The organism is Micromonospora citrea (assembly GCF_049629545.1).
In the GTDB taxonomy this organism is placed as follows: domain Bacteria; phylum Actinomycetota; class Actinomycetes; order Mycobacteriales; family Micromonosporaceae; genus Micromonospora; species Micromonospora citrea_A.
This window is the reverse complement of sequence record NZ_JBNADX010000005.1, coordinates 157,125-175,114: the sequence shown is the minus strand read 5'-3', so window position 1 is coordinate 175,114 and position 17,990 is coordinate 157,125. Positions and strand designations below refer to the sequence as shown.

The following is a 17,990-nucleotide window of genomic DNA, read 5'->3' as shown; positions in this document are numbered from 1 at the left end:
CAATTTCCCATTATTACCCTCTAAAGGGACAATGGCCCCTACTCTAGCTCACATGGTGTATCGGTACGAGTCCGATGAGGACGCCTTCGTGGAACATCCGGGGTCCCGGTCGGACCTGCCGGACGTCGCCCCCGGCCCGCCCGCGCCCGCCGGGCCGTCCCCGTCCCGCTTCCCCACCCCGTCGCTGCCCCGGGCCACCCCGCCGGCGCTCGGAGCCCCCGAGCCGCCTCCCGCCGGGGTGCTGCCGGACCCCGAGCCGGTCCCGGTCCGCTCGTCCGTCCAGGCTCCACCGCCGCCACCCACCCAGGGGTACGCCCCGACGGAACCACTGGACCTGCCCCGGTCCCGCCGATCCGGGCGGGGTGGCGGCCGGCTCTGGCAGGTGCTCGTCGGCGGCGCTGCCGTGCTGGTGCTGCTGGCGCTCTGCGGTCTCGGCGCGGCCGCCCTGCTGGCGGAGCGCACCTCCGACACCGACCGGGCCGCACCCGGCGCATCGGCCAGCGCGGCGGCCCCCACCCCCGAACCGTCCTCCGGGGACCTGGACTCCCGCGACACCGACCAGCAGCCGCTCACCGCCAAGGAGGTGTTCCCCGGCAAGAAGCTGGTGGTCGCCGACGGACAGCCCGCGTACGAGGTGCTCAAGACGCACTCCAGCGGCAGTTGCGCGGTGGCGGCCACCGGGGAGATCGCCGACCTGCTGGTCCGCCTCGGGTGCAGCCAGGTCGTCCGGGCCACGCTCCGCTCCCCCGACGGCGGGCACCTGGTCACCGCCGGGCTGTTCAACCTGACCGACAAGTCGAGCGCGCAACGCGCCCGGGACCGGATCCGGCAGATGCTCGACGAACGGCAGGGCCGCTTCCGGGGCCTGGCCGCCGGTGCGGACACCGAGGCGATCACCACCGCGGCCGCCCGGGTCGGCTGGCAGGTGCGCGGCCACTACGTCGCCTACTGCCTCGTCGTACGCGCCGACGGCGGCGCCGTGCCGGCCGGCGACGGCACGGTCCGCGAGATCCTCTACGAGATGATCGAGCTGCACCTCAACCGGGGAGTGCTCGACCGGCGGGCGGCCGGAGGCACGGCCGTGCAGCCCACCACCGGGAGCCGCGACTCCGACCAGAACGGCGAGGAACTCCCCGGCGACTGACCCGCCACCCGCCAGCGCCGAGGCCCGGCCCGCACCACGCGGACCGGGCCTCGGTGCTGCTGCACGGTCGGTCACCGGTGGGCTCGGTCCACCCGAGCGGGCCGCGCGCCGCCGCCTCCGACCCGGATCGGGCCGGCGAGCGGACGCGGCTCGGACCGGCGAGTCGACGCGGGTCAGGATTCGGCGGGGACGCGGAGCCTGCGGGTCAGGTCGGCGCGGCGGGCGTACTGGGCCGGGTCGTCCGGGTAGCCGACCTCGACCAGCGCCAGCCCGTGCGCGGGCGCGACCGTCACCTCGCTGGAGCGTTCCCGCCGGGTGAGCAGGCTGGCCGGCCACTCGACGGGGCGGCGGCCGTCCCCGGCGACCAGCATCGCCCCGACCAGGCTGCGCACCATGTTCTGGCAGAACGCGTCGGCCTGCACGGTGGCGACGAGGATGCCGTCCGGGTCACGCCGCCAGTCCAGCCGGGTCACCTCGCGCAGCGTGGTGGCGTTCTCCTTGCGCCGGCAGTACGCGGCGAAGTCGTGCTCCCCCACCAGGCCCGCCGCCGCGGCGTTCAGCGCGGCCAGCTCCAGCGGCTTCGGCCAGGCAAGGGTGTCCCGCCGGCGCAGCGGCTCGGCGCCCCACGGCGTGTCGGTCACCCGGTACTCGTAGCGGCGGAACGTCGCCGAGAACCGGGCGTCGAAGTCGGGCGGCACCTCGGTCATCGCGCGTACCCGCAGGTCGGTGGGGAGCAGCCGGGCCAGCCGGCGCAGCAGCCGCCCCTCGTGCTCCCGCCACACGGCGGTGGGCAGGTCGAGGTGGCAGACCTGCCCGGTGGCGTGCACCCCGGCGTCGGTCCGGCCGGCCACGGTCAGGCCGGTCGCGGTGCCCGCCCCGAGCACCAGGTCGAACGTCGCGGTGAGCACCCCGGCGACGGTACGGCGGGTCGGCTGGGCGGCCCAGCCGGAGAAGTCGGTGCCGTCGTACGAGACGTTCAGCCGCAGCCGGCTCCGCTCGTCCACCTCGTACCTCCAGTTACGGGTCGGGCCCGACACCCCGGTGGGGGTGTCGGGCCCGACGGCGGCCTGACTCAGGCCTTGTCGTTCTCGGCGGCCTCGTCGCTGTCCTCGCGGGCGGCGGCGGTGTCACCGGACGCCGACACCGGAGCGTCGGCGTCCTGGTCGTCGTCGGTCGACTTCGGGGTCTCGTCCGCGGGGGCGAGCGCCTCGACCTTGTCCTGCTGGGCGGCCTTGCGGGCGGCGGTCTTCTTGTTCGCCTTCGGCTCGGCGACCTGAAGCTCCTCGACCAACTCGATGATCGCCATCGGAGCGGCGTCACCCTTGCGCGGACCGGTCTTCACGATCCGGGTGTAGCCACCGTTGCGGTTGGCGTACCGGGGCGCGATCTGGTCGAACAGGGCGTAGACCACGTCCTTGTCCTTGACGACGCCCAGCACCCGACGCCGCGAGGCGAGGTCGCCGCGCTTGGCCTTGGTGATGAGCTGCTCGGCCAGCGGACGCAGCCGCCGGGCCTTCGTCTCGGTGGTCTGGATCTTGCCGTGCTGGAACAGCGCAGTGGCCAGGTTGGCCAGCATCAGCCGCTCGTGCGCGGGGCTGCCGCCGAGGCGGGGGCCCTTGGTGGGCGTGGGCATGCTTGGTGCTCCTCAGGTGTGGCGGCAGCGCGGACTAGAGCTGCTCGGTCTCGCGGTAGTCGTCGGTGTCGTAGTCGGCCTCACCGAAGGCGTCCACGACGTGCGCCGGGTCGAAGTTCGGGGCCGAGTCCTTCAGCCCCAGACCCATCCCGGCGAGCTTCATCTTGACCTCGTCGATCGACTTCTGACCGAAATTCCGGATGTCGAGGAGGTCGGCCTCGGTGCGCCCGATCAGCTCACCAACGGAGTTGATGCCCTCGCGCTTGAGGCAGTTGTAGGAGCGGACGGTGAGGTCCAGCTCCTCGATCGGCAGAGCCAGGTCGGCCGCCAGCTGGGCGTCCTGCGGGGACGGCCCGATGTCGATGCCCTCGGCGGTCTCGTCCAGCTCCCGGGCCAGGCCGAAGAGCTCCACCAGCGTCGAGCCGGCCGAGGCCAGCGCGGTACGCGGGCCCATCGACGGCTTGGTCTCGACGTCGATGATCAGCCGGTCGAAGTCGGTCCGCTGCTCGACCCGGGTCGCCTCGACGCGGTACGTCACCTTGAGCACCGGCGAGTAGATCGAGTCGACCGGGATCCGGCCGATCTCGGCGCCGGCCTGCTTGTTCTGCGCCGCCGTGACGTAGCCCCGACCCCGCTCGACGGTCAGCTCCATGTCGAGCCGGCCCTTGCCGTTGAGGGTGGCGAGCTTCAGGTCCGGGTTGTGCACCGAGACGCCGGCCGGGGGCTGGATGTCGCCTGCGGTCACGTCGCCCGGGCCCTGCTTGCGCAGGTACATGCTGACCGGCTCGTCGTGCTCGGAGCTGACGCAGAGCTCCTTGATGTTCATGACGAGCTCGACCACGTCCTCCTTGACCCCGGGGATGGTGGTGAACTCGTGCAGCACACCGTCGATCTTGATCGAGGTGACCGCCGCACCCGGGATGGACGACAGCAGCGTACGACGCAGCGAGTTGCCCAGGGTGTAACCGAAGCCGGGCTCCAGCGGCTCGATGGTGAACCGGGACCGGGTCTCGTTGATCGACTCCTCGGAGAGGGAGGGTCGCTGGCTGATGAGCATTTCTTCTCTTCTCTTCCGGGACGCCCGCTATATGACGCCCACGACAAAACTGTTCCGGTGGCCCGCCCCGGAGGGCGGGCCACCGCAACGAGCCCTTACTTGGAGTAGAGCTCGACGATCAGCTGCTCCTGGACCTGGGTGTCGATCACCTGGCGGGCCGGGAGCGAGTGCACGAGAACCTTCATCTGGCTGGGAATGGCCTCCAGCCACGCCGGAACCGACTTCGAGCCGGCCTCGGCCTGCGCGACGATGAACGGGGTGAGCTCCTTGCTCTTGCCCCGGACCTCGATGATGTCGTGCTCCTTGACGCGGTACGACGGGATGTCGACCTTCTTGCCGTTCACGGTGAAGTGACCGTGCTTGACCAGCTGGCGGGCCATGTCCCGGGACTTGGCGTAGCCGGCCCGGTAGACCACGTTGTCCAGCCGCGACTCGAGGATCTGCAGGAGGACCTCGCCGGTCTTGGCCTTCTTGCCCACGGCCTCCTCGTAGTAGCCGCGGAACTGCTTCTCCAGCACGCCGTAGACACGGCGGGCCTTCTGCTTCTCACGGAGCTGGAGCAGGTACTCCGTCTCCTTGGTGCGGCCGCGGCCGTGCTGCCCGGGCGGGAACGGCCGGGACTCGAACGGGCACTTCGGGCCATCGCACTTGCTGCCCTTGAGGAACAGCTTCATCTTCTCCCGCCGGCAACGGCGGCAGTCAGCACCGGTGTAACGAGCCATCTCTCTCTAACCTCTCAGACCCGGCGACGCTTCGGCGGACGGCACCCGTTGTGCGGCTGCGGGGTCACGTCGGAGATCTGCCCGACCTCGAGCCCGGCTGCCTGCAGCGAACGGATGGCGGTCTCCCGGCCGGAGCCGGGGCCCTTGACGAACACGTCGACCTTGCGCATGCCGTGCTCCATGGCCCGACGCGCGGCGGCCTCGGCGGCCAGCTGCGCGGCGAACGGGGTCGACTTGCGGGAGCCCTTGAAGCCCACCTGGCCCGAGGAGGCCCAGGAGATGACCGCACCGGTCGGGTCGGTGATCGACACGATGGTGTTGTTGAAGGTGCTCTTGATGTGCGCCTGCCCGTGGGCGACGTTCTTGCGTTCCTTGCGCCGGACCTTCTTGACGGCGGCTCCGGCACGAGCCTTCGGTGGCATAAGTCTGTGCGCTCCTAGTTACTTCTTGCCGGGCTTCTTCTTGCCGGCGACGGTCCGCTTCGGGCCCTTCCGGGTCCGCGCGTTGGTCTTGGTCCGCTGGCCACGCACGGGCAGGCCCCGGCGGTGCCGGATGCCGGCGTAGCAGCCGATCTCGACCTTGCGGCGGATGTCAGCGGCGACCTCGCGGCGCAGGTCGCCTTCAACCTTGTAGTTGCCCTCGATGTGGTTGCGGAGCTGGACCAGCTCCTCATCCGTGAGGTCCCGAACGCGCTTGTCCGGCGAGATGCCGGTAGCGGCGAGCGTCTCCAGGGCGCGGGTACGGCCGACCCCGAAGATGTAGGTGAGCGCGATCTCCATCCGCTTCTCGCGGGGGAGGTCGACGCCGACTAGACGTGCCATGTGCGGGCGTACTCCTCGTGATGTTGTGGCGGAGGTGTGGACCCGTCCCACCCCGCTACCGACCGTCCCGTCCTTCCGACGCCATCGGCGCCGGCGACCGGGAATGGTCGCTGCCCAAGCGGGCCCCGGCCTCCGACCGGGGGTCGGCCACGATCGAGTACGCGCTGCGTACCGCTCGCGGCTGGGACGAGCTGATGATGTGTTGTCCGGATCTGCGGCCCGGGCCTCGTTCCGCCACCGCTCGTCACGGTCGGCGGACTCGGCTCAGCCCTGGCGCTGCTTGTGGCGCGGGTCGGTGCAGATGACCATGACCCGGCCGTGCCGGCGGATCACCCGGCACTTGTTGCAGATCCTCTTGACGCTCGGCTTGACCTTCACGGTTGCCTTACTTCCCATCTGGCCCGGAGACGCGACGAGGCGCGACGCCGGACGTCGAAGACGGACACGGGGACGTCCCGGCCGCCGTCAGGCTTACTTGTAGCGGTAGACGATGCGCCCGCGGGTCAGGTCGTACGGCGAGAGTTCGACGACGACCCGGTCCTCCGGCAGGATGCGGATGTAGTGCTGCCGCATCTTGCCGCTGATGTGAGCCAGCACCTTGTGGCCGTTCGCGAGCTCCACCCGGAACATTGCGTTCGGCAGGGGCTCGATGACCCGACCCTCGATCTCGATGGCTCCGTCTTTTTTCGGCATGTCCTCCGCTGTCCTGACGTCGGTTGCTCCGGACGGCCCACAACGTCTTACACGGGCCTTCGACCATGATCGAAAGAGCCCGCGCCAGCCGCGGCTCCGACTCCCACCGAAGCGCGGGGTGGGCATGCCGGAGTGGACGCTGTGCGCCGATCTGAAAGTGTACGCCCGCCTGCCGGCGGTCGCCAAACCGGCCACCGTACTCGCCGCGACAGTGGGCAAAATCCCCCGACCGGGCGGCGTGTCCCCCGTCGTCGCCGTGCCGTGAGATGCCGGGGACGACCGGCCCGTCCGGTTCCCCGGCGCCGTCGGAGGGTCTTCCGGCGGCGGCGGTCACACCGGCGACCCGGGTCCGGCGGCCACCACCGGGCTTCGTCCCGCTAGTCGGTCAGTTCCCGTCGCCGGTGTTCCCGCCGCACGGCCCGCGCCTGCCGTCGGCGGTCCCGCTTCGCGGCCTGCGCCCGCTGTCGGCGGTCCCGCTTCGCGGCCCACCGCCGAGGCTCACCGGAGGCCAACCCCCCGACGGTGCGGACCAGCACCACCGCTCCCCACGGCCCGGCCACCCAGCCCGGCCAGAAGTACAGCACCTCACCGGCGAGCACACCGGTCACCGCCCACACCGCCAGCACGATGCCGACGACCTTCAGGTACGGCTCCCAGACCTCCACCAGCCACTCGGCGGTGGCGGAGCGCCGCCCCTCGACCGGCCCGGACACCGCAGGTGGCACCCGGTCGGGTGACCGGTCCCCCGTCCCGTCCGGAACCGCCACCTCGCCCACCCGCGGCCCCGGCAGGTCCACCAGGACCGAGTCGAGTTCGCCGTACGTCCGGGCGCCGTACGCCCGCTGCAACCGCTCGTCGTACTCGGAGAGGCTCAGCCGGCCCTCGTCGACCGCCATCCGGAGCCGATCCGCCACCACCTGACGGTCACCGTCGGCGGCCCGCATCCCGTCGCGCCCCTGCATCACGCCAGCATGACACCGCTGCGCCACCGCCGCCCAGGGCACCGGGGTGGGGACGAACCCCCGGCCGTGCCCGGCGCGCGGCGCGCAGACCGGACGGCGGGTCAGGCCGTCGGAGAGTCGGCCGACTGCCGAGCGGTGACGAGGTCACCGAGGCGGGCCCGGCCGCCGTCGAACGCGGTCAGCACCCACACCCCGTCCTCCAGCAGCGCCATCGAGTGCTCGACGTGCACCGCCATCGAACGGTCCCGGGTGACCACGGTCCAGCCGTCGGACAGCTCCACCGTCCGGGGCGAGCCCATGGTGATCATCGGCTCGATGGCCAGGGCCATGCCGGGCACCAGCCGTGGGCCCTTGCCGGGGCGGCCGTGGTTGAGCACGTGCGGGTCCTGGTGCATCTCCGTGCCGATGCCGTGGCCGCCGTAGCCGTCGACGATGCCGTACCGGCCGCCCCTGCGGACGGCGGTCTCCACGGCGTGCGAGATGTCGGTCAGCCGGCCCTTGCCGCCGGCGGCCCCGCGGGCGGCGGCGGCGATGCCGGCCCACATGGCGTCCTCCGCGACCGCGGCCATCTTCAGCAGCGCCGGGTCGACCTCACCCACCCCGACGGTGATCGCCGCGTCGCCGTGCCAGCCGTCGAGCACGGCCCCGCAGTCGATGGAGATCAGGTCCCCGTCGCGGAGCACCTGCTGCGCCGACGGGATGGCGTGCACCACCTGCTCGTTGACCGACGAGCAGATCGAGGCCGGGAATCCGTGGTAGCCCTTGAACGACGGGACCGCACCCGCCTCGCGGATCGTCGACTCGGCGATCGCGTCCAGGTCGGCGGTGCTGATCCCGGGGGCGACGGCCTCGCGCATCCGGCGCAGGGCCTCGGCGACCACCAGGCCCGCGGCCCGCATCTTGTCGATCTGGTCGGGGGTCTTCAGCTGGATGTCCAGCTGGGGACGGCGCATGGAGCGGTTACCTTTCGTTGCCGAACAGCGGGGCACGTCGCACGTACCCCGCTGTTCGCACTCTATCCACCGGACGCCGGCGGGACCTCACCCGCCGTACGAGCGCAGCGCGTCGATGGCGCGGACGGTGACGTCCTCCACCGGCCCGGTCGCGTCGATCCCGACCAGCTTGCCCTGGGCGCCGTAGTAGTCGACCAGCGGCGCGGTCTTGTCGGCGTACTCCCGCAGCCGGGCCGCGATCGTCTCCGGCTTGTCGTCGTCCCGCTGGAACAGCTCGGCGCCGCACCGGTCGCAGATGCCCTCACGGGTGGTGGCGTCGAACTCGACGTGCCAGATCTTGCCGCAGCCGCGGCAGGTACGCCGGCCGGAGAGCCGCCGGATCACCTCGTCGTCGTCGACGACAAGCTCCAGCACCAGGTCCAGCGCGGTGCCGAGGTCGGCGAGGAGCTTGTCCAGCGCGGCGGCCTGCGGCGTCGTACGCGGGAAGCCGTCGAGCAGGAAGCCCTCGGCGGCGTCCGACTCGGCGAGCCGGTCCCGGACCATGTTGATGGTGACCTCGTCGGGGACCAGCTTGCCGGCGTCCATGTACCGCTTGGCCTCGACACCCAGCGGCGTGCCCTGCGAGACGTTCGCCCGGAAGATGTCCCCGGTCGAGATCTTCGGCACCGAGAGGTGCGCGGCGATGAACTCCGCCTGTGTGCCCTTGCCCGCGCCCGGCGGGCCAACCAGAACGAGTCGCATCTACCGCAGGAACCCTTCGTAGTTCCGCTGCATGAGTTGGCTCTCGATCTGCTTCACGGTCTCCAGACCGACGCCGACCATGATGAGCACAGCGGTGCCGCCGAACGGGAAGTTGAGGAACTGCTCGCTGTTCAGCCAGATGAAGAAGAAGTTCGGCAGGATCGAGATGACAGCGAGGTAGAGCGCGCCCGGCAGGGTGATCCGGCTGAGGATGAAGTCGAGGTACTCCGCCGTCGGCTTGCCCGGGCGGATGCCCGGCACGAAGCCGCCGTACTTCTTCATGTTGTCCGCGACCTCGGTCGGGTTGAACGTGATCGACACGTAGAAGTACGTGAAGAAGATGATGAGCAGGAAGTAGAGGGCGATGTGCTCCGGCGCGGTCGCCTTCACGATGTGGTTCTGGATCCAGGCCTGGACCTTGCCCGGGTCGTTCGGGTCGAAGAACTGGAGCGCCAGCGTCGGCAGGTACAGCAGCGAGGAGCCGAAGATGACCGGGATGACACCCGCCTGGTTGACCTTCAGCGGGATGTAGGTCGAGGTGCCGCCGTACATCCGCCGGCCGATCATGCGCTTGGCGTACTGCACCGGGATCCGGCGCTGCGCCTGCTCGATGAAGCAGACCGCGGTGATGACCACCAGGACGAGGACGAGCACCAGGGCGAACTTCGGCCAGCCCTCGTTGGTCTTGATCTTCCAGCCCTCGCTGGGCAGCCGGGCGGCGATCGAGGTGAAGATGAGGACGGACATGCCGTTGCCGACGCCGCGGTCGGTGATCAGCTCGCCGAGCCACATCACCATGCCGGTGCCGGCGGTCATCGTCATGACCAGGATGCTCAGCGTCAGCCAGTTCGGGATGCCGGTGCCCTCGGGCACGATCGGGAACTGGTCGCACTGGTTGTTGAAGAGCTGCCCGGAGCGGGCCAGCGCCACGAACGCCGAGGACTGGAGGATGCCCAGGCCGAGGGTCAGGTAGCGGGTGTACTGGGTGATCTTCGCCTGCCCGGCCTGGCCCTCCTTGCGGAGCTGCTCCAGCCGCGGGATGACCACCGTCAGCAGCTGCAGGATGATCGACGCGGTGATGTAGGGCATGATGCCCAGCGCGAAGACCGAGAGCTGCAGCAGCGCGCCGCCGGAGAAGAGGTCCAGCAGGTTCAGCACGCCGGTGGTGCCACCCTGGATCGTGTCGAGGCACTTCTGCACGTTGCCGTACGAGACGCCCGGGCTGGGCAGGGTGGCGCCCAGCCGGTAGACCGCGATGATGCCTACTGTGAACAGCAGCTTCTTGCGCAGGTCAGGCGTACGGAACGCACTGAGAAAGGCGGACAGCAACTTCTTCCTCCTGCGCGAGGCGGGCCGCCGGTGTTCCCTGGCGGGGCGGGGTGGGTGCCGGGCGAGTGCCCGATATCCATAGCTGGGAAGGGACTCTAACAGCCCGATCCCGGTCCGGGCAGATGTGCCCGGCTACATAAACCGAATCCGATGTTACTTGGCGCACACGTGCCATGTAGACCATGGCGCCCGCCCAGTCGGTGACAACTGAGCGGGCGCCATGTTCGTGCCTTACAGCTCGGTGACGGAGCCACCGGCGGCGGTGATCTTCTCCTTGGCCGACGCGCTGAACGCGTGCGCCGACACCTGGAGAGCCACACCACCGAGGTCGCCGGTGCCGAGGACCTTCACCGGCTGGCCCTTGCGGACCGCGCCGGCGTCGACCAACTCCTGCGGGCCGACCTGGCCGCCGTTCGGGAACAGCTCGGCCAGCCGGTCCAGGTTCACGACCTGGAACACGACCTTGAACTTGTTCTTGAAGCCCTTCATCTTCGGCAGTCGCATGTGGATGGGCATCTGCCCACCCTCGAACGCCGCCGAGATGTTCTTGCGGGCCTTGGAGCCCTTGGTACCGCGACCGGCGGTCTTGCCCTTGGAGCCCTCACCGCGACCCACGCGGGTCTTGGTGGTCTTGGCACCGGGCGCCGGGCGCAGGTGGTGAACCTTGATCGTCATTACTCGACCTCCTCGACCTTCACGAGGTGGTTGACCGCGAAGATCATGCCGCGGATCTCCGGACGATCCTCCTTGACCACCACGTCGTTGATCCGCTTGAGACCGAGCGAACGCAGCGAGTCACGCTGGTTGCGCTTGGTCCCGATCTCGGACCGGACCTGGGTGACCTTCAGGCGTGCCATCAGGACGCCACCCCCGCCCGCGACGCCAGCATGGCCGCCGGCGCGACGTCCTCGACCGGCAGGCCACGACGGGCCGCGACCTGCTCCGGGGACTCGAGCCCCTTCAGGGCCGCCACGGTGGCGTGCACGATGTTGATCGGGTTCGACGAGCCGAGGCTCTTGGAGAGCACGTCGTGGATACCCGCGCACTCCAGCACGGCGCGGACCGGACCGCCGGCGATGACACCCGTACCGGCCGAGGCCGGCTTGAGCAGCACCACACCGGCCGCGTCCTCGCCCTGCACCGGGTGCGGGATCGACTGGCCGATCCGCGGCACCTTGAAGAAGTGCTTCTTGGCCTCCTCGACACCCTTGGCGATCGCCGCGGGCACCTCCTTGGCCTTTCCGTAGCCCACGCCGACGTTGCCGTCGCCGTCGCCCACGATCACCAGGGCGGTGAAGCTGAAGCGACGACCACCCTTCACGACCTTGGCGACGCGGTTGATCGCGACGACCCGCTCGAGGTGCGGGGTCTTCTCGACGGGCGCGTTTCCGCGGCCGCCCTCACGGCGGTTGTCGCGGCGACCACCCTCGTTGCCACCGGACCCGCCGCCACGGCGCTGTTGACCTGGCATCAGCAGCCTTCCTTCTCTCTCGTGACGGGGTTTCTAGAACTCGAGCCCGGCTTCGCGGGCGGCGTCGGCAAGCGCGGCGACCCGCCCCGCGTACCGGTTGCCACCGCGGTCGAAGACGACCTTGGAGACGCCGGCCGCCTTGGCCCGCTCGGCGAGCAGGGCGCCGACCTTGCCGGCCAGGGCGCTCTTGTCGCCCTCCGCACCGCGCAGCGACGCGTCCAGGGTCGAGGCCGACGCCAGGGTGTGACCCTTGGTGTCGTCCACGATCTGGGCGACGATGTGCCGCAGGGAACGGGTGACCACCAGGCGGGGACGCTCGGCGGTGCCGCTGATGTTCTTGCGGACCCGGAAGTGCCGGCGCGCACGCCCGACGGCACGCTTGGCGGCGACGCCGCGGCGGCGCTTGAGCAGCGTGGCGCTCACTTCTTACCTGCCTTTCCAGCCTTGCGGCGGATGACCTCGCCCTGGTACTTCACGCCCTTGCCCTTGTAGGGCTCCGGCGGGCGGATCTTCCGGATGTTGGCGGCAACCTCGCCGACCTGCTGCTTGTCGATGCCGGCCACGTGGAACAGCGTCGGCTTCTCCACCGTGAAGGTGATGCCCTCCGGGGCCGGCACCAGCACCGGGTGCGAGAACCCGAGCGCGAACTCGAGGTCCTTGCCCTTGGCGGTGACGCGGTAACCCGTACCGGCGATCTCCAGGCTCTTGCGGTAGCCCTCGGTCACCCCGACGATCATGTTGGCGACCAGGGTACGGCTCAGGCCGTGCAGCTCCTTGGCCTTGCGCTCGTCGTTCGGCCGGTTGACCTGCAGCTGGCCGTCCTCGGCCCGCTCCACCGTGATCGGCTCGGCGAGCGTGTGCGACAGCTCGCCCTTCGGACCCTTGACCTTGACGGTCTGGCCCTCGATCGTGATGTCGACGCCGGTCGGTACCGGGATCGACTTACGTCCAATGCGCGACATTTCTACCTGTCTCCCGTTACCAGACGAAGGCGAGGACTTCCCCGCCAACGCTCCGCTTGCGGGCCTGCCGGTCGGTGAGCAGCCCCTGGGACGTCGAAATGATCGCCACGCCCAGCCCGCCGAGCACCCGCGGGAGCCCGTCCGACTTGGCGTACACCCGGAGACCGGGCTTGGACACACGCTTGATGCCGGCCAGGCTGCGCTCGCGGTTCTGGCCGTACTTCAGCTCGACGACCAGTCGCTTGCCGACGGCGCCCTCCTCGGGCTCCTCGACCGACCAGGTGGCGATGTAACCCTCGGTCTTCAGGACCTCGGCGATGTTCGCCTTGATCTTGGAGTAGGGCATCGTCACCCGGTCGTGGTACGCCTGGTTGGCGTTACGCAGACGCGTGAGCATGTCTGCGATCGGGTCGGTCATCGTCATGAATTCGTCAACCTTTCTCGCCGGGGTTCCCCGGGCTGGGCCCGGGGCCTACGGCGAAGAGACAGTTCAGCTGACGCGCCGGAGCGCGCCGGGCTATTACCAGGAAGCCTTGGACACGCCGGGCAGCTCACCGCGGTGGGCCATCTCCCGGATGCACACCCGGCAGAGACCGAACTTGCGGTAGACCGCCTTCGGACGCCCGCACCGCTGGCAGCGGGTGTACGCGCGAACCGAGAACTTCGGCTTCGCGGCCGCCTTGAGGATCAGCGCCTTCTTGGCCATTCGCTCAGTTCTCCTTGAACGGGAAGCCCAGGAGCTTGAGCAGCGCCCGGCCCTCGTCGTCGGTCGTGGCGGTCGTGACCACCGTGATGTCCATGCCCCGCTGGCGATCGATCTTGTCCTGGTCGATCTCGTGGAACACCGACTGCTCGGTCAGACCGAACGTGTAGTTGCCGTGCCCGTCGAGCTTGCGCCCGTCCAGGCCGCGGAAGTCGCGGATACGCGGCAGCGCGATCGACAGCAGCCGGTCCAGGAACTCCCACATCCGGTCGCCGCGGAGGGTGACCTTCGCACCGATCGGCATGCCCTCACGCAGCTTGAACTGCGCGATCGACTTGGTCGCACGCCGCACCTGCGGCTTCTGGCCGGTGATGGTGGCCAGATCGCGGACCGCGCCGTCGATCAGCTTGGCGTCGCGAGCGGCCTCGCCGACACCCATGTTGACGACGATCTTGACCAGCCGCGGAACCTGCATGGGGTTCGCGAAGCTGTGCTGCTTCTGCAGCTCGGCCACGATCTCGTTACGGTACCGCTCCTTGAGGCGCGGCATGGTCTTGGTTTCGGTAGCCGTGGTCATCACAGGTCCTTACCGGTGCTACGCGCGATGCGGACCTTCTGGCCGTTGTCGTCGACCCGGTAACCGACGCGGGTCGGCTTCCCGTCGGAGTCCAGGACCATCACGTTCGAGACGTGGATCGGGGCCTCCTGGGTGACGATGCCACCGGTCTTGGCGCCACGCTGGGTGGTGCTGATGCGGGTGTGCTTCTTGACCCGGTTCACGCCCTCGACCAGGACCTTGTCCTGCCGCGGGTAGGCCGCGATGACCTTGCCCTTGGCACCCTTGTCCTTGCCGGCGATGACGACGACCGTGTCGCCCTTCTTGACCTTCACGGTCACAACACCTCCGGCGCGAGAGAAATGATCTTCATGAACCGCTTGTCCCGCAGCTCACGACCGACCGGGCCGAAGATACGGGTACCGCGCGGGTCCCCACCGTCCTTGATGATGACGGCGGCGTTCTCGTCGAAGCGGATGTACGAGCCGTCCGGCCGCCGCTTCTCCTTGGCGGTGCGGACGACGACGGCCTTGACGACGTCGCCCTTCTTCACACCAGCGCCGGGGATCGCGTCCTTGACCGTGGCCACGATGACGTCGCCGATGCTCGCGTAGCGCCGACCGGAGCCACCGAGAACCCGGATGCACAGGATCTCCCGGGCACCCGTGTTGTCGGCGACGCGCAGTCGCGACTCCTGCTGAATCACGTCTATCTCCTATGTCTGCCGGTTCTCCGGCCGCCCGCGGGCGGCCGGAGCCTGGCGGAACCTGCGCCCGACCGATGCCGGCCGAGCTCGAGCCTTCGCTACTTGGCCTTCTCGAGGATCTCCACGAGCCGCCACCGCTTGGTGGCGGAGAGCGGCCGGGTCTCCATGATCAGGACCCGGTCGCCGATGCCGGCCGAGTTCTGCTCGTCGTGCACCTTCAGCTTGCGGGTACGGCGCATGATCTTGCCGTACAGCGCGTGCTTGACCCGGTCCTCGACCTCGACCACGACGGTCTTTTCCATCTTGTCGCTGACCACGAGGCCCTCACGCACCTTACGGCGGGCCCGCGCAGCGGCGGTGGTCGTGTTCTCGCTCATGATGCAGTCACCTCAGTCGGCGCGGCCGAGAGACCCAGCTCGCGCTCACGCATGATCGTGTAGATCCGGGCGATCTCCCGACGGATGACCTGCAGCCGCCGGTTGTTGTCCAGCTGACCGGTCGCGGCCTGCACGCGGAGGTTGAACAGCTCCGCCTTGGCCTCGCGCAGCTTCGTGACCAGCTCCTCCTCGGAGAGCTCACGCAGCTCGGAAGGCTTGACGCCCGCTGCCATCAGGATTCACCCACTTCGCGCGTAACAATGCGGCACTTCATCGGGAGCTTGTGGATCGCGCGACGCATCGCCTCTCGCGCGATCTGCTCGTTGGGGAAGGACATCTCGAAGAGAACCCGCCCCGGCTTGACGTTCGCGACCCACCACTCGGGCGAGCCCTTACCGGAACCCATCCGGGTCTCGGCCGGCTTCTTGGTCAGGGCCTGGTCCGGGAAGACCGTGATCCAGACCTTGCCGCCACGCTTGATGTGACGGGTCATCGCGATACGCGCCGACTCGATCTGGCGGTTGGTCACGTACGCCGGCTCGAGAGCCTGGATCCCGAACTCGCCGAACACCACCCGGTTACCACCCTTGGACGCGCCACTGCGGTCCGGGTGGTGCGGCTTGCGGAAGCCCTTCGGGGGCTTGCGCGGCATCAGCATCTGTCAGCCCTCCTGCTGCGTTTCTGCCGCAGCGGCGACGGCGCCGGCGTCAACCGGCTCGCCGCTCGGCGTCTCGGCCTGCTGCGCGATGGTGGTCGCAGCAGCCCGGCCGGCCTCGGTGCCACCGGCGGTCGTGCCGGACGAACCCGACCGGCCACGGCGCGGCCGCTCGGGGCGGTCGCCGCGGTCACGGCGCGGGCGGGACGGACCGGCCTCGGCCGGAGCCTCCCGGCCCGGGACGGCGTCACCCTTGTAGATCCAGACCTTCACGCCGATCCGGCCGAAGGTGGTACGGGCCTCGAAGAAGCCGTACTCGATGTTGGCCCGCAGCGTGTGCAGCGGGACCCGACCCTCGCGGTAGAACTCGGTCCGGCTCATCTCGGCGCCGCCGAGACGACCCGAGACCTGGACCCGGATGCCCTTGCAGACCGGGTTCTTCATCGCCGACTGCATGGCCTTGCGCATCGCCCGACGGAAGCTGACCCGGCTGGACAGCTGCTCGGCGACGCCCTGGGCGACGAGCTGCGCGTCCGACTCGGGGTTCTTCACCTCGATGATGTTGAGCTGCACCTGCTTGCCGGTGAGCTTCTCCAGCTCGCCGCGGATCCGGTCGGCCTCCGCACCCTTACGGCCGATGACGATGCCCGGCCGGGCGGTGTGGATGTCCACGCGGACCCGGTCCCGGGTGCGCTCGATGTCGACCTTGGAGATGCCGGCGCGCTCGAGGCCCTTGGACATCATCCGGCGGATCTTGACATCCTCGCCGATGTAGTCCTTGTAGAGCTTGTCCGCGAACCAGCGGGACTTCCAGTCGGTCGAGATGCCGAGCCGGAATCCAGTGGGGTGAACCTTCTGACCCATTACTCGGCACCCTCCGTCTTGCTCTGCCCCTCGGCGGCCTCGGCCTGCGCGGCCGGAGCGGCCTTCTTCGCCGACTTCTTCGGCGCGGCCGGCGCGACCGCCTCGACCGCCACGGTGATGTGGCAGGTCCGCTTGCGGATCCGGTAGGCCCGGCCCTGCGCCCGCGGCCGGAACCGCTTCATCGTCGGGCCCTCGTCGACGAACGCCTCGCTGACGAGCAGCGCATCGGGGTCCAGCCGCTCGTTGTTCTCCGCGTTGGCGATCGCGCTCGCGAGCACCTTGTACACCTGCTCGCTCGCAGCCTGCGGCGCGAACTGCAGCACCGTGAGCGCCTCCTTCGCGGGCAGGCCGCGGACGAGGTTGACCACCCGGCGCGCCTTCATCGGCGAGATGCGCACGTGCCGCGCAACCGCCCGCGCGCCCGGAAGCACCGGAGCGTCGCCCTTTCCTGGCATCGCTGTAACCCCTTGTTCCTCTATCCGTATGCCCGCGGCGTCAGCGCCGGCGGCTCTTCCGGTCGTCCTTCTCGTGACCCTTGAACGTGCGGGTCAGCGCGAACTCGCCGAGCTTGTGCCCGACCATGGCCTCGGTCACGAACACCGGGACGTGCTTGCGTCCGTCGTGCACGGCGATCGTGTGCCCCAGCATCTCGGGGATGATCGTCGAGCGCCGCGACCAGGTCTTGATGACGTTCTTCGAGCCCTTTTCGTTCTGCGTCTCCACCTTCTTGAGCAGGTGGTCGTCGATGAACGGGCCCTTCTTCAGGCTGCGAGGCATGCTCTATCTCCCTCAGCCGCGCTTACGCGTGGCGTAGCGGCGGCGGACGATCAGCCGGTCGCTCGGCTGGCCCTTACGACGGGTGCGGCCCTCGGGCTTACCCTGCGGGTTGACCGGGTGGCGACCACCGGAGGTCTTACCCTCACCACCACCGTGCGGGTGGTCGACCGGGTTCATCGCGACACCACGGACGGTCGGGCGCTTGCCCTTCCACCGCATACGGCCGGCCTTACCCCAGTTGATGTTCGACTGGTCGGCGTTGCCGATCTCGCCGATGCTGGCGCGGCAGCGCACGTCGACCCGCCGGATCTCGCCGGACGGCATGCGGAGGGTCGCGTACACGCCCTCACGGCCGAGCAGCTGGATGCCGACGCCGGCCGAACGGGCCAGCTTGGCGCCACCGCCCGGACGAAGCTCCACGTTGTGGATCGTCGTACCGACCGGGATGTTGCGCAGCGGCAGGTTGTTGCCCGGCTTGATGTCCGCGCTCGGGCCCGACTCGACCCGGTCACCCTGCTTCAGGTCCTTCGGCGCGATGATGTAGCGCTTCTCGCCGTCGGCGTAGTGCAGCAGCGCGATGCGCGCGGTGCGGTTCGGGTCGTACTCGATGTGCGCGACCTTCGCCGGCACGCCGTCCTTGTCGACCCGCTTGAAGTCGATCAGGCGGTACTGCCGCTTGTGGCCGCCACCGTGGTGCCGGGTGGTGATCCGGCCGTGGGCGTTGCGTCCGCCCTTCTTCGGCAGCGGAGCCAGCAGCGACTTCTCGGGCGTCGACCGGGTGATCTCGGCGAAGTCGGCGACGCTGGAGCCACGCCGGCCCGGCGTCGTCGGCTTGTACTTACGGATAGCCATTGTCTACACCCC

The 17,990-nt window shown here is 69.6% G+C and carries 30 protein-coding genes; 1 reads left to right on the top strand and 29 read right to left on the bottom strand.

Annotated elements, in window-relative coordinates:
* Window positions 1-52 precede the first annotated feature (52 nt).
* Window positions 53-1,144, top strand: a complete 1,092-nt coding sequence (locus tag ACPFP2_RS08720) for a hypothetical protein (RefSeq protein ID WP_424087809.1) — start codon at window positions 53-55, stop codon at window positions 1,142-1,144.
* Window positions 1,145-1,317: 173 nt separating this feature from the next.
* Here ACPFP2_RS08720 and truA read toward each other — a convergent pair whose 3' ends face one another.
* The 29 genes from truA to rplB form a co-directional block, all read right to left on the bottom strand.
* Window positions 1,318-2,148, bottom strand: coding sequence for a tRNA pseudouridine(38-40) synthase TruA (gene truA / locus ACPFP2_RS08715; protein ID WP_424087807.1), 831 nt, complete (start codon window positions 2,146-2,148; stop codon window positions 1,318-1,320).
* Window positions 2,149-2,216: 68 nt separating this feature from the next.
* A complete protein-coding gene (gene rplQ, locus ACPFP2_RS08710; protein WP_424087806.1) occupies window positions 2,217-2,777 on the bottom strand; it encodes a 50S ribosomal protein L17 in 561 nt (186 codons plus the stop codon).
* 34 nt (window positions 2,778-2,811) lie between these two features.
* Complete coding sequence (locus tag ACPFP2_RS08705) at window positions 2,812-3,834, bottom strand: DNA-directed RNA polymerase subunit alpha (RefSeq protein ID WP_007073009.1); 1,023 nt, start codon at window positions 3,832-3,834, stop codon at window positions 2,812-2,814.
* Between the two features lie 95 nt (window positions 3,835-3,929).
* Window positions 3,930-4,556, bottom strand: coding sequence for a 30S ribosomal protein S4 (gene rpsD / locus ACPFP2_RS08700; RefSeq protein WP_088998366.1), 627 nt, complete (start codon window positions 4,554-4,556; stop codon window positions 3,930-3,932).
* Between the two features lie 14 nt (window positions 4,557-4,570).
* The gene (gene rpsK, locus ACPFP2_RS08695) at window positions 4,571-4,978 is read right to left on the bottom strand and encodes a 30S ribosomal protein S11 (RefSeq protein ID WP_014440747.1); all 408 of its coding nucleotides are present in this window, start codon (window positions 4,976-4,978) and stop codon (window positions 4,571-4,573) included.
* A gap of 18 nt (window positions 4,979-4,996) precedes the next feature.
* A complete protein-coding gene (gene rpsM / locus ACPFP2_RS08690; protein WP_091290326.1) occupies window positions 4,997-5,377 on the bottom strand; it encodes a 30S ribosomal protein S13 in 381 nt (126 codons plus the stop codon).
* A gap of 264 nt (window positions 5,378-5,641) precedes the next feature.
* Complete coding sequence (gene rpmJ / locus ACPFP2_RS08685; protein WP_012184307.1) at window positions 5,642-5,755, bottom strand: 50S ribosomal protein L36; 114 nt, start codon at window positions 5,753-5,755, stop codon at window positions 5,642-5,644.
* Window positions 5,756-5,848: 93 nt separating this feature from the next.
* Window positions 5,849-6,070: a translation initiation factor IF-1 gene (infA, locus tag ACPFP2_RS08680; RefSeq protein WP_007073013.1), complete on the bottom strand. Its 222-nt coding sequence runs from the start codon at window positions 6,068-6,070 to the stop codon at window positions 5,849-5,851.
* A 377-nt stretch (window positions 6,071-6,447) separates the two neighbouring features.
* Window positions 6,448-7,032, bottom strand: coding sequence for a DUF1707 SHOCT-like domain-containing protein (locus tag ACPFP2_RS08675; RefSeq protein WP_424087799.1), 585 nt, complete (start codon window positions 7,030-7,032; stop codon window positions 6,448-6,450).
* Window positions 7,033-7,133: 101 nt separating this feature from the next.
* The gene (gene map / locus ACPFP2_RS08670; RefSeq protein WP_424087798.1) at window positions 7,134-7,985 is read right to left on the bottom strand and encodes a type I methionyl aminopeptidase; all 852 of its coding nucleotides are present in this window, start codon (window positions 7,983-7,985) and stop codon (window positions 7,134-7,136) included.
* Window positions 7,986-8,072: 87 nt separating this feature from the next.
* Entirely contained in the window at window positions 8,073-8,726 is a 654-nt protein-coding gene (locus ACPFP2_RS08665; protein WP_424087796.1) for an adenylate kinase, read from the bottom strand.
* On the bottom strand, window positions 8,727-10,055 hold the full coding sequence (gene secY / locus ACPFP2_RS08660; protein ID WP_424087795.1) for a preprotein translocase subunit SecY: 1,329 nt from the start codon (window positions 10,053-10,055) through the stop codon (window positions 8,727-8,729). It abuts the gene before it with no gap.
* A gap of 231 nt (window positions 10,056-10,286) precedes the next feature.
* The gene (gene rplO / locus ACPFP2_RS08655; protein ID WP_091290337.1) at window positions 10,287-10,730 is read right to left on the bottom strand and encodes a 50S ribosomal protein L15; all 444 of its coding nucleotides are present in this window, start codon (window positions 10,728-10,730) and stop codon (window positions 10,287-10,289) included.
* Window positions 10,730-10,912, bottom strand: coding sequence for a 50S ribosomal protein L30 (rpmD, locus tag ACPFP2_RS08650; protein WP_088976114.1), 183 nt, complete (start codon window positions 10,910-10,912; stop codon window positions 10,730-10,732). Before rpmD ends, rplO begins: the two co-directional genes overlap by 1 nt.
* Window positions 10,912-11,526 (bottom strand): 30S ribosomal protein S5, encoded by a 615-nt coding sequence (rpsE, locus tag ACPFP2_RS08645; RefSeq protein ID WP_424087794.1) that lies wholly within the window; start codon window positions 11,524-11,526, stop codon window positions 10,912-10,914. Before rpsE ends, rpmD begins: the two co-directional genes overlap by 1 nt.
* Window positions 11,527-11,559: 33 nt before the next feature.
* Entirely contained in the window at window positions 11,560-11,937 is a 378-nt protein-coding gene (gene rplR / locus ACPFP2_RS08640; protein ID WP_205801978.1) for a 50S ribosomal protein L18, read from the bottom strand.
* Window positions 11,938-11,945: 8 nt separating this feature from the next.
* A complete protein-coding gene (gene rplF / locus ACPFP2_RS08635; protein WP_424087792.1) occupies window positions 11,946-12,488 on the bottom strand; it encodes a 50S ribosomal protein L6 in 543 nt (180 codons plus the stop codon).
* Between the two features lie 16 nt (window positions 12,489-12,504).
* Complete coding sequence (gene rpsH / locus ACPFP2_RS08630; RefSeq protein ID WP_007073022.1) at window positions 12,505-12,912, bottom strand: 30S ribosomal protein S8; 408 nt, start codon at window positions 12,910-12,912, stop codon at window positions 12,505-12,507.
* 96 nt (window positions 12,913-13,008) lie between these two features.
* Entirely contained in the window at window positions 13,009-13,194 is a 186-nt protein-coding gene (locus ACPFP2_RS08625; protein WP_007073023.1) for a type Z 30S ribosomal protein S14, read from the bottom strand.
* A 4-nt stretch (window positions 13,195-13,198) separates the two neighbouring features.
* Window positions 13,199-13,768 (bottom strand): 50S ribosomal protein L5, encoded by a 570-nt coding sequence (gene rplE / locus ACPFP2_RS08620; protein ID WP_091290346.1) that lies wholly within the window; start codon window positions 13,766-13,768, stop codon window positions 13,199-13,201.
* The gene (gene rplX / locus ACPFP2_RS08615; RefSeq protein ID WP_174242669.1) at window positions 13,768-14,088 is read right to left on the bottom strand and encodes a 50S ribosomal protein L24; all 321 of its coding nucleotides are present in this window, start codon (window positions 14,086-14,088) and stop codon (window positions 13,768-13,770) included. The genes rplE and rplX overlap by 1 nt, the downstream gene beginning before the upstream one ends.
* Window positions 14,085-14,453 (bottom strand): 50S ribosomal protein L14, encoded by a 369-nt coding sequence (gene rplN / locus ACPFP2_RS08610; protein ID WP_007073026.1) that lies wholly within the window; start codon window positions 14,451-14,453, stop codon window positions 14,085-14,087. The genes rplX and rplN overlap by 4 nt, the downstream gene beginning before the upstream one ends.
* A gap of 98 nt (window positions 14,454-14,551) precedes the next feature.
* Entirely contained in the window at window positions 14,552-14,830 is a 279-nt protein-coding gene (rpsQ, locus tag ACPFP2_RS08605; protein ID WP_424087790.1) for a 30S ribosomal protein S17, read from the bottom strand.
* Window positions 14,827-15,063: a 50S ribosomal protein L29 gene (gene rpmC / locus ACPFP2_RS08600; protein ID WP_013288628.1), complete on the bottom strand. Its 237-nt coding sequence runs from the start codon at window positions 15,061-15,063 to the stop codon at window positions 14,827-14,829. The genes rpsQ and rpmC overlap by 4 nt, the downstream gene beginning before the upstream one ends.
* A complete protein-coding gene (gene rplP / locus ACPFP2_RS08595; protein ID WP_088976120.1) occupies window positions 15,063-15,488 on the bottom strand; it encodes a 50S ribosomal protein L16 in 426 nt (141 codons plus the stop codon). Before rplP ends, rpmC begins: the two co-directional genes overlap by 1 nt.
* Before the next feature lie 3 nt (window positions 15,489-15,491).
* Window positions 15,492-16,349, bottom strand: coding sequence for a 30S ribosomal protein S3 (gene rpsC / locus ACPFP2_RS08590; RefSeq protein WP_088976121.1), 858 nt, complete (start codon window positions 16,347-16,349; stop codon window positions 15,492-15,494).
* Window positions 16,349-16,804, bottom strand: a complete 456-nt coding sequence (rplV, locus tag ACPFP2_RS08585) for a 50S ribosomal protein L22 (protein ID WP_088976122.1) — start codon at window positions 16,802-16,804, stop codon at window positions 16,349-16,351. Before rplV ends, rpsC begins: the two co-directional genes overlap by 1 nt.
* 40 nt (window positions 16,805-16,844) lie before the next feature.
* A complete protein-coding gene (gene rpsS, locus ACPFP2_RS08580) occupies window positions 16,845-17,126 on the bottom strand; it encodes a 30S ribosomal protein S19 (RefSeq protein ID WP_013735950.1) in 282 nt (93 codons plus the stop codon).
* 12 nt (window positions 17,127-17,138) lie between these two features.
* A complete protein-coding gene (rplB, locus tag ACPFP2_RS08575) occupies window positions 17,139-17,978 on the bottom strand; it encodes a 50S ribosomal protein L2 (protein WP_262283037.1) in 840 nt (279 codons plus the stop codon).
* Between the last annotated feature and the right edge of the window lie 12 nt (window positions 17,979-17,990).

What these genes read in the sequence shown, in the direction of transcription:
- rpsE (WP_424087794.1), bottom strand. Translation starts at nt 11,526, where the DNA reads ATGCCAGGTCAACAGCGCCGTGGCGGCGGGTCCGGTGGCAACGAGGGT.
- rplP (WP_088976120.1), bottom strand. Translation starts at nt 15,488, where the DNA reads ATGCTGATGCCGCGCAAGCCCCCGAAGGGCTTCCGCAAGCCGCACCAC.
- map (WP_424087798.1), bottom strand. Translation starts at nt 7,985, where the DNA reads ATGCGCCGTCCCCAGCTGGACATCCAGCTGAAGACCCCCGACCAGATC.
- rpsM (WP_091290326.1), bottom strand. Translation starts at nt 5,377, where the DNA reads ATGGCACGTCTAGTCGGCGTCGACCTCCCCCGCGAGAAGCGGATGGAG.
- rpsD (WP_088998366.1), bottom strand. Translation starts at nt 4,556, where the DNA reads ATGGCTCGTTACACCGGTGCTGACTGCCGCCGTTGCCGGCGGGAGAAG.
- rplQ (WP_424087806.1), bottom strand. Translation starts at nt 2,777, where the DNA reads ATGCCCACGCCCACCAAGGGCCCCCGCCTCGGCGGCAGCCCCGCGCAC.
- rpsQ (WP_424087790.1), bottom strand. Translation starts at nt 14,830, where the DNA reads ATGAGCGAGAACACGACCACCGCCGCTGCGCGGGCCCGCCGTAAGGTG.
- ACPFP2_RS08675 (WP_424087799.1), bottom strand. Translation starts at nt 7,032, where the DNA reads ATGCAGGGGCGCGACGGGATGCGGGCCGCCGACGGTGACCGTCAGGTG.
- rplO (WP_091290337.1), bottom strand. Translation starts at nt 10,730, where the DNA reads ATGACGATCAAGGTTCACCACCTGCGCCCGGCGCCCGGTGCCAAGACC.
- ACPFP2_RS08705 (WP_007073009.1), bottom strand. Translation starts at nt 3,834, where the DNA reads ATGCTCATCAGCCAGCGACCCTCCCTCTCCGAGGAGTCGATCAACGAG.
- infA (WP_007073013.1), bottom strand. Translation starts at nt 6,070, where the DNA reads ATGCCGAAAAAAGACGGAGCCATCGAGATCGAGGGTCGGGTCATCGAG.
- rpsH (WP_007073022.1), bottom strand. Translation starts at nt 12,912, where the DNA reads ATGACGATGACCGACCCGATCGCAGACATGCTCACGCGTCTGCGTAAC.
- rpmC (WP_013288628.1), bottom strand. Translation starts at nt 15,063, where the DNA reads ATGGCAGCGGGCGTCAAGCCTTCCGAGCTGCGTGAGCTCTCCGAGGAG.
- rplV (WP_088976122.1), bottom strand. Translation starts at nt 16,804, where the DNA reads ATGCCAGGAAAGGGCGACGCTCCGGTGCTTCCGGGCGCGCGGGCGGTT.
- ACPFP2_RS08625 (WP_007073023.1), bottom strand. Translation starts at nt 13,194, where the DNA reads ATGGCCAAGAAGGCGCTGATCCTCAAGGCGGCCGCGAAGCCGAAGTTC.
- rplF (WP_424087792.1), bottom strand. Translation starts at nt 12,488, where the DNA reads ATGTCGCGCATTGGACGTAAGTCGATCCCGGTACCGACCGGCGTCGAC.
- rplE (WP_091290346.1), bottom strand. Translation starts at nt 13,768, where the DNA reads ATGACCACGGCTACCGAAACCAAGACCATGCCGCGCCTCAAGGAGCGG.
- ACPFP2_RS08720 (WP_424087809.1), top strand. Translation starts at nt 53, where the DNA reads ATGGTGTATCGGTACGAGTCCGATGAGGACGCCTTCGTGGAACATCCG.
- rpsC (WP_088976121.1), bottom strand. Translation starts at nt 16,349, where the DNA reads ATGGGTCAGAAGGTTCACCCCACTGGATTCCGGCTCGGCATCTCGACC.
- rpsK (WP_014440747.1), bottom strand. Translation starts at nt 4,978, where the DNA reads ATGCCACCGAAGGCTCGTGCCGGAGCCGCCGTCAAGAAGGTCCGGCGC.
- rpmD (WP_088976114.1), bottom strand. Translation starts at nt 10,912, where the DNA reads ATGGCACGCCTGAAGGTCACCCAGGTCCGGTCCGAGATCGGGACCAAG.
- ACPFP2_RS08665 (WP_424087796.1), bottom strand. Translation starts at nt 8,726, where the DNA reads ATGCGACTCGTTCTGGTTGGCCCGCCGGGCGCGGGCAAGGGCACACAG.
- rpsS (WP_013735950.1), bottom strand. Translation starts at nt 17,126, where the DNA reads ATGCCTCGCAGCCTGAAGAAGGGCCCGTTCATCGACGACCACCTGCTC.
- rplB (WP_262283037.1), bottom strand. Translation starts at nt 17,978, where the DNA reads ATGGCTATCCGTAAGTACAAGCCGACGACGCCGGGCCGGCGTGGCTCC.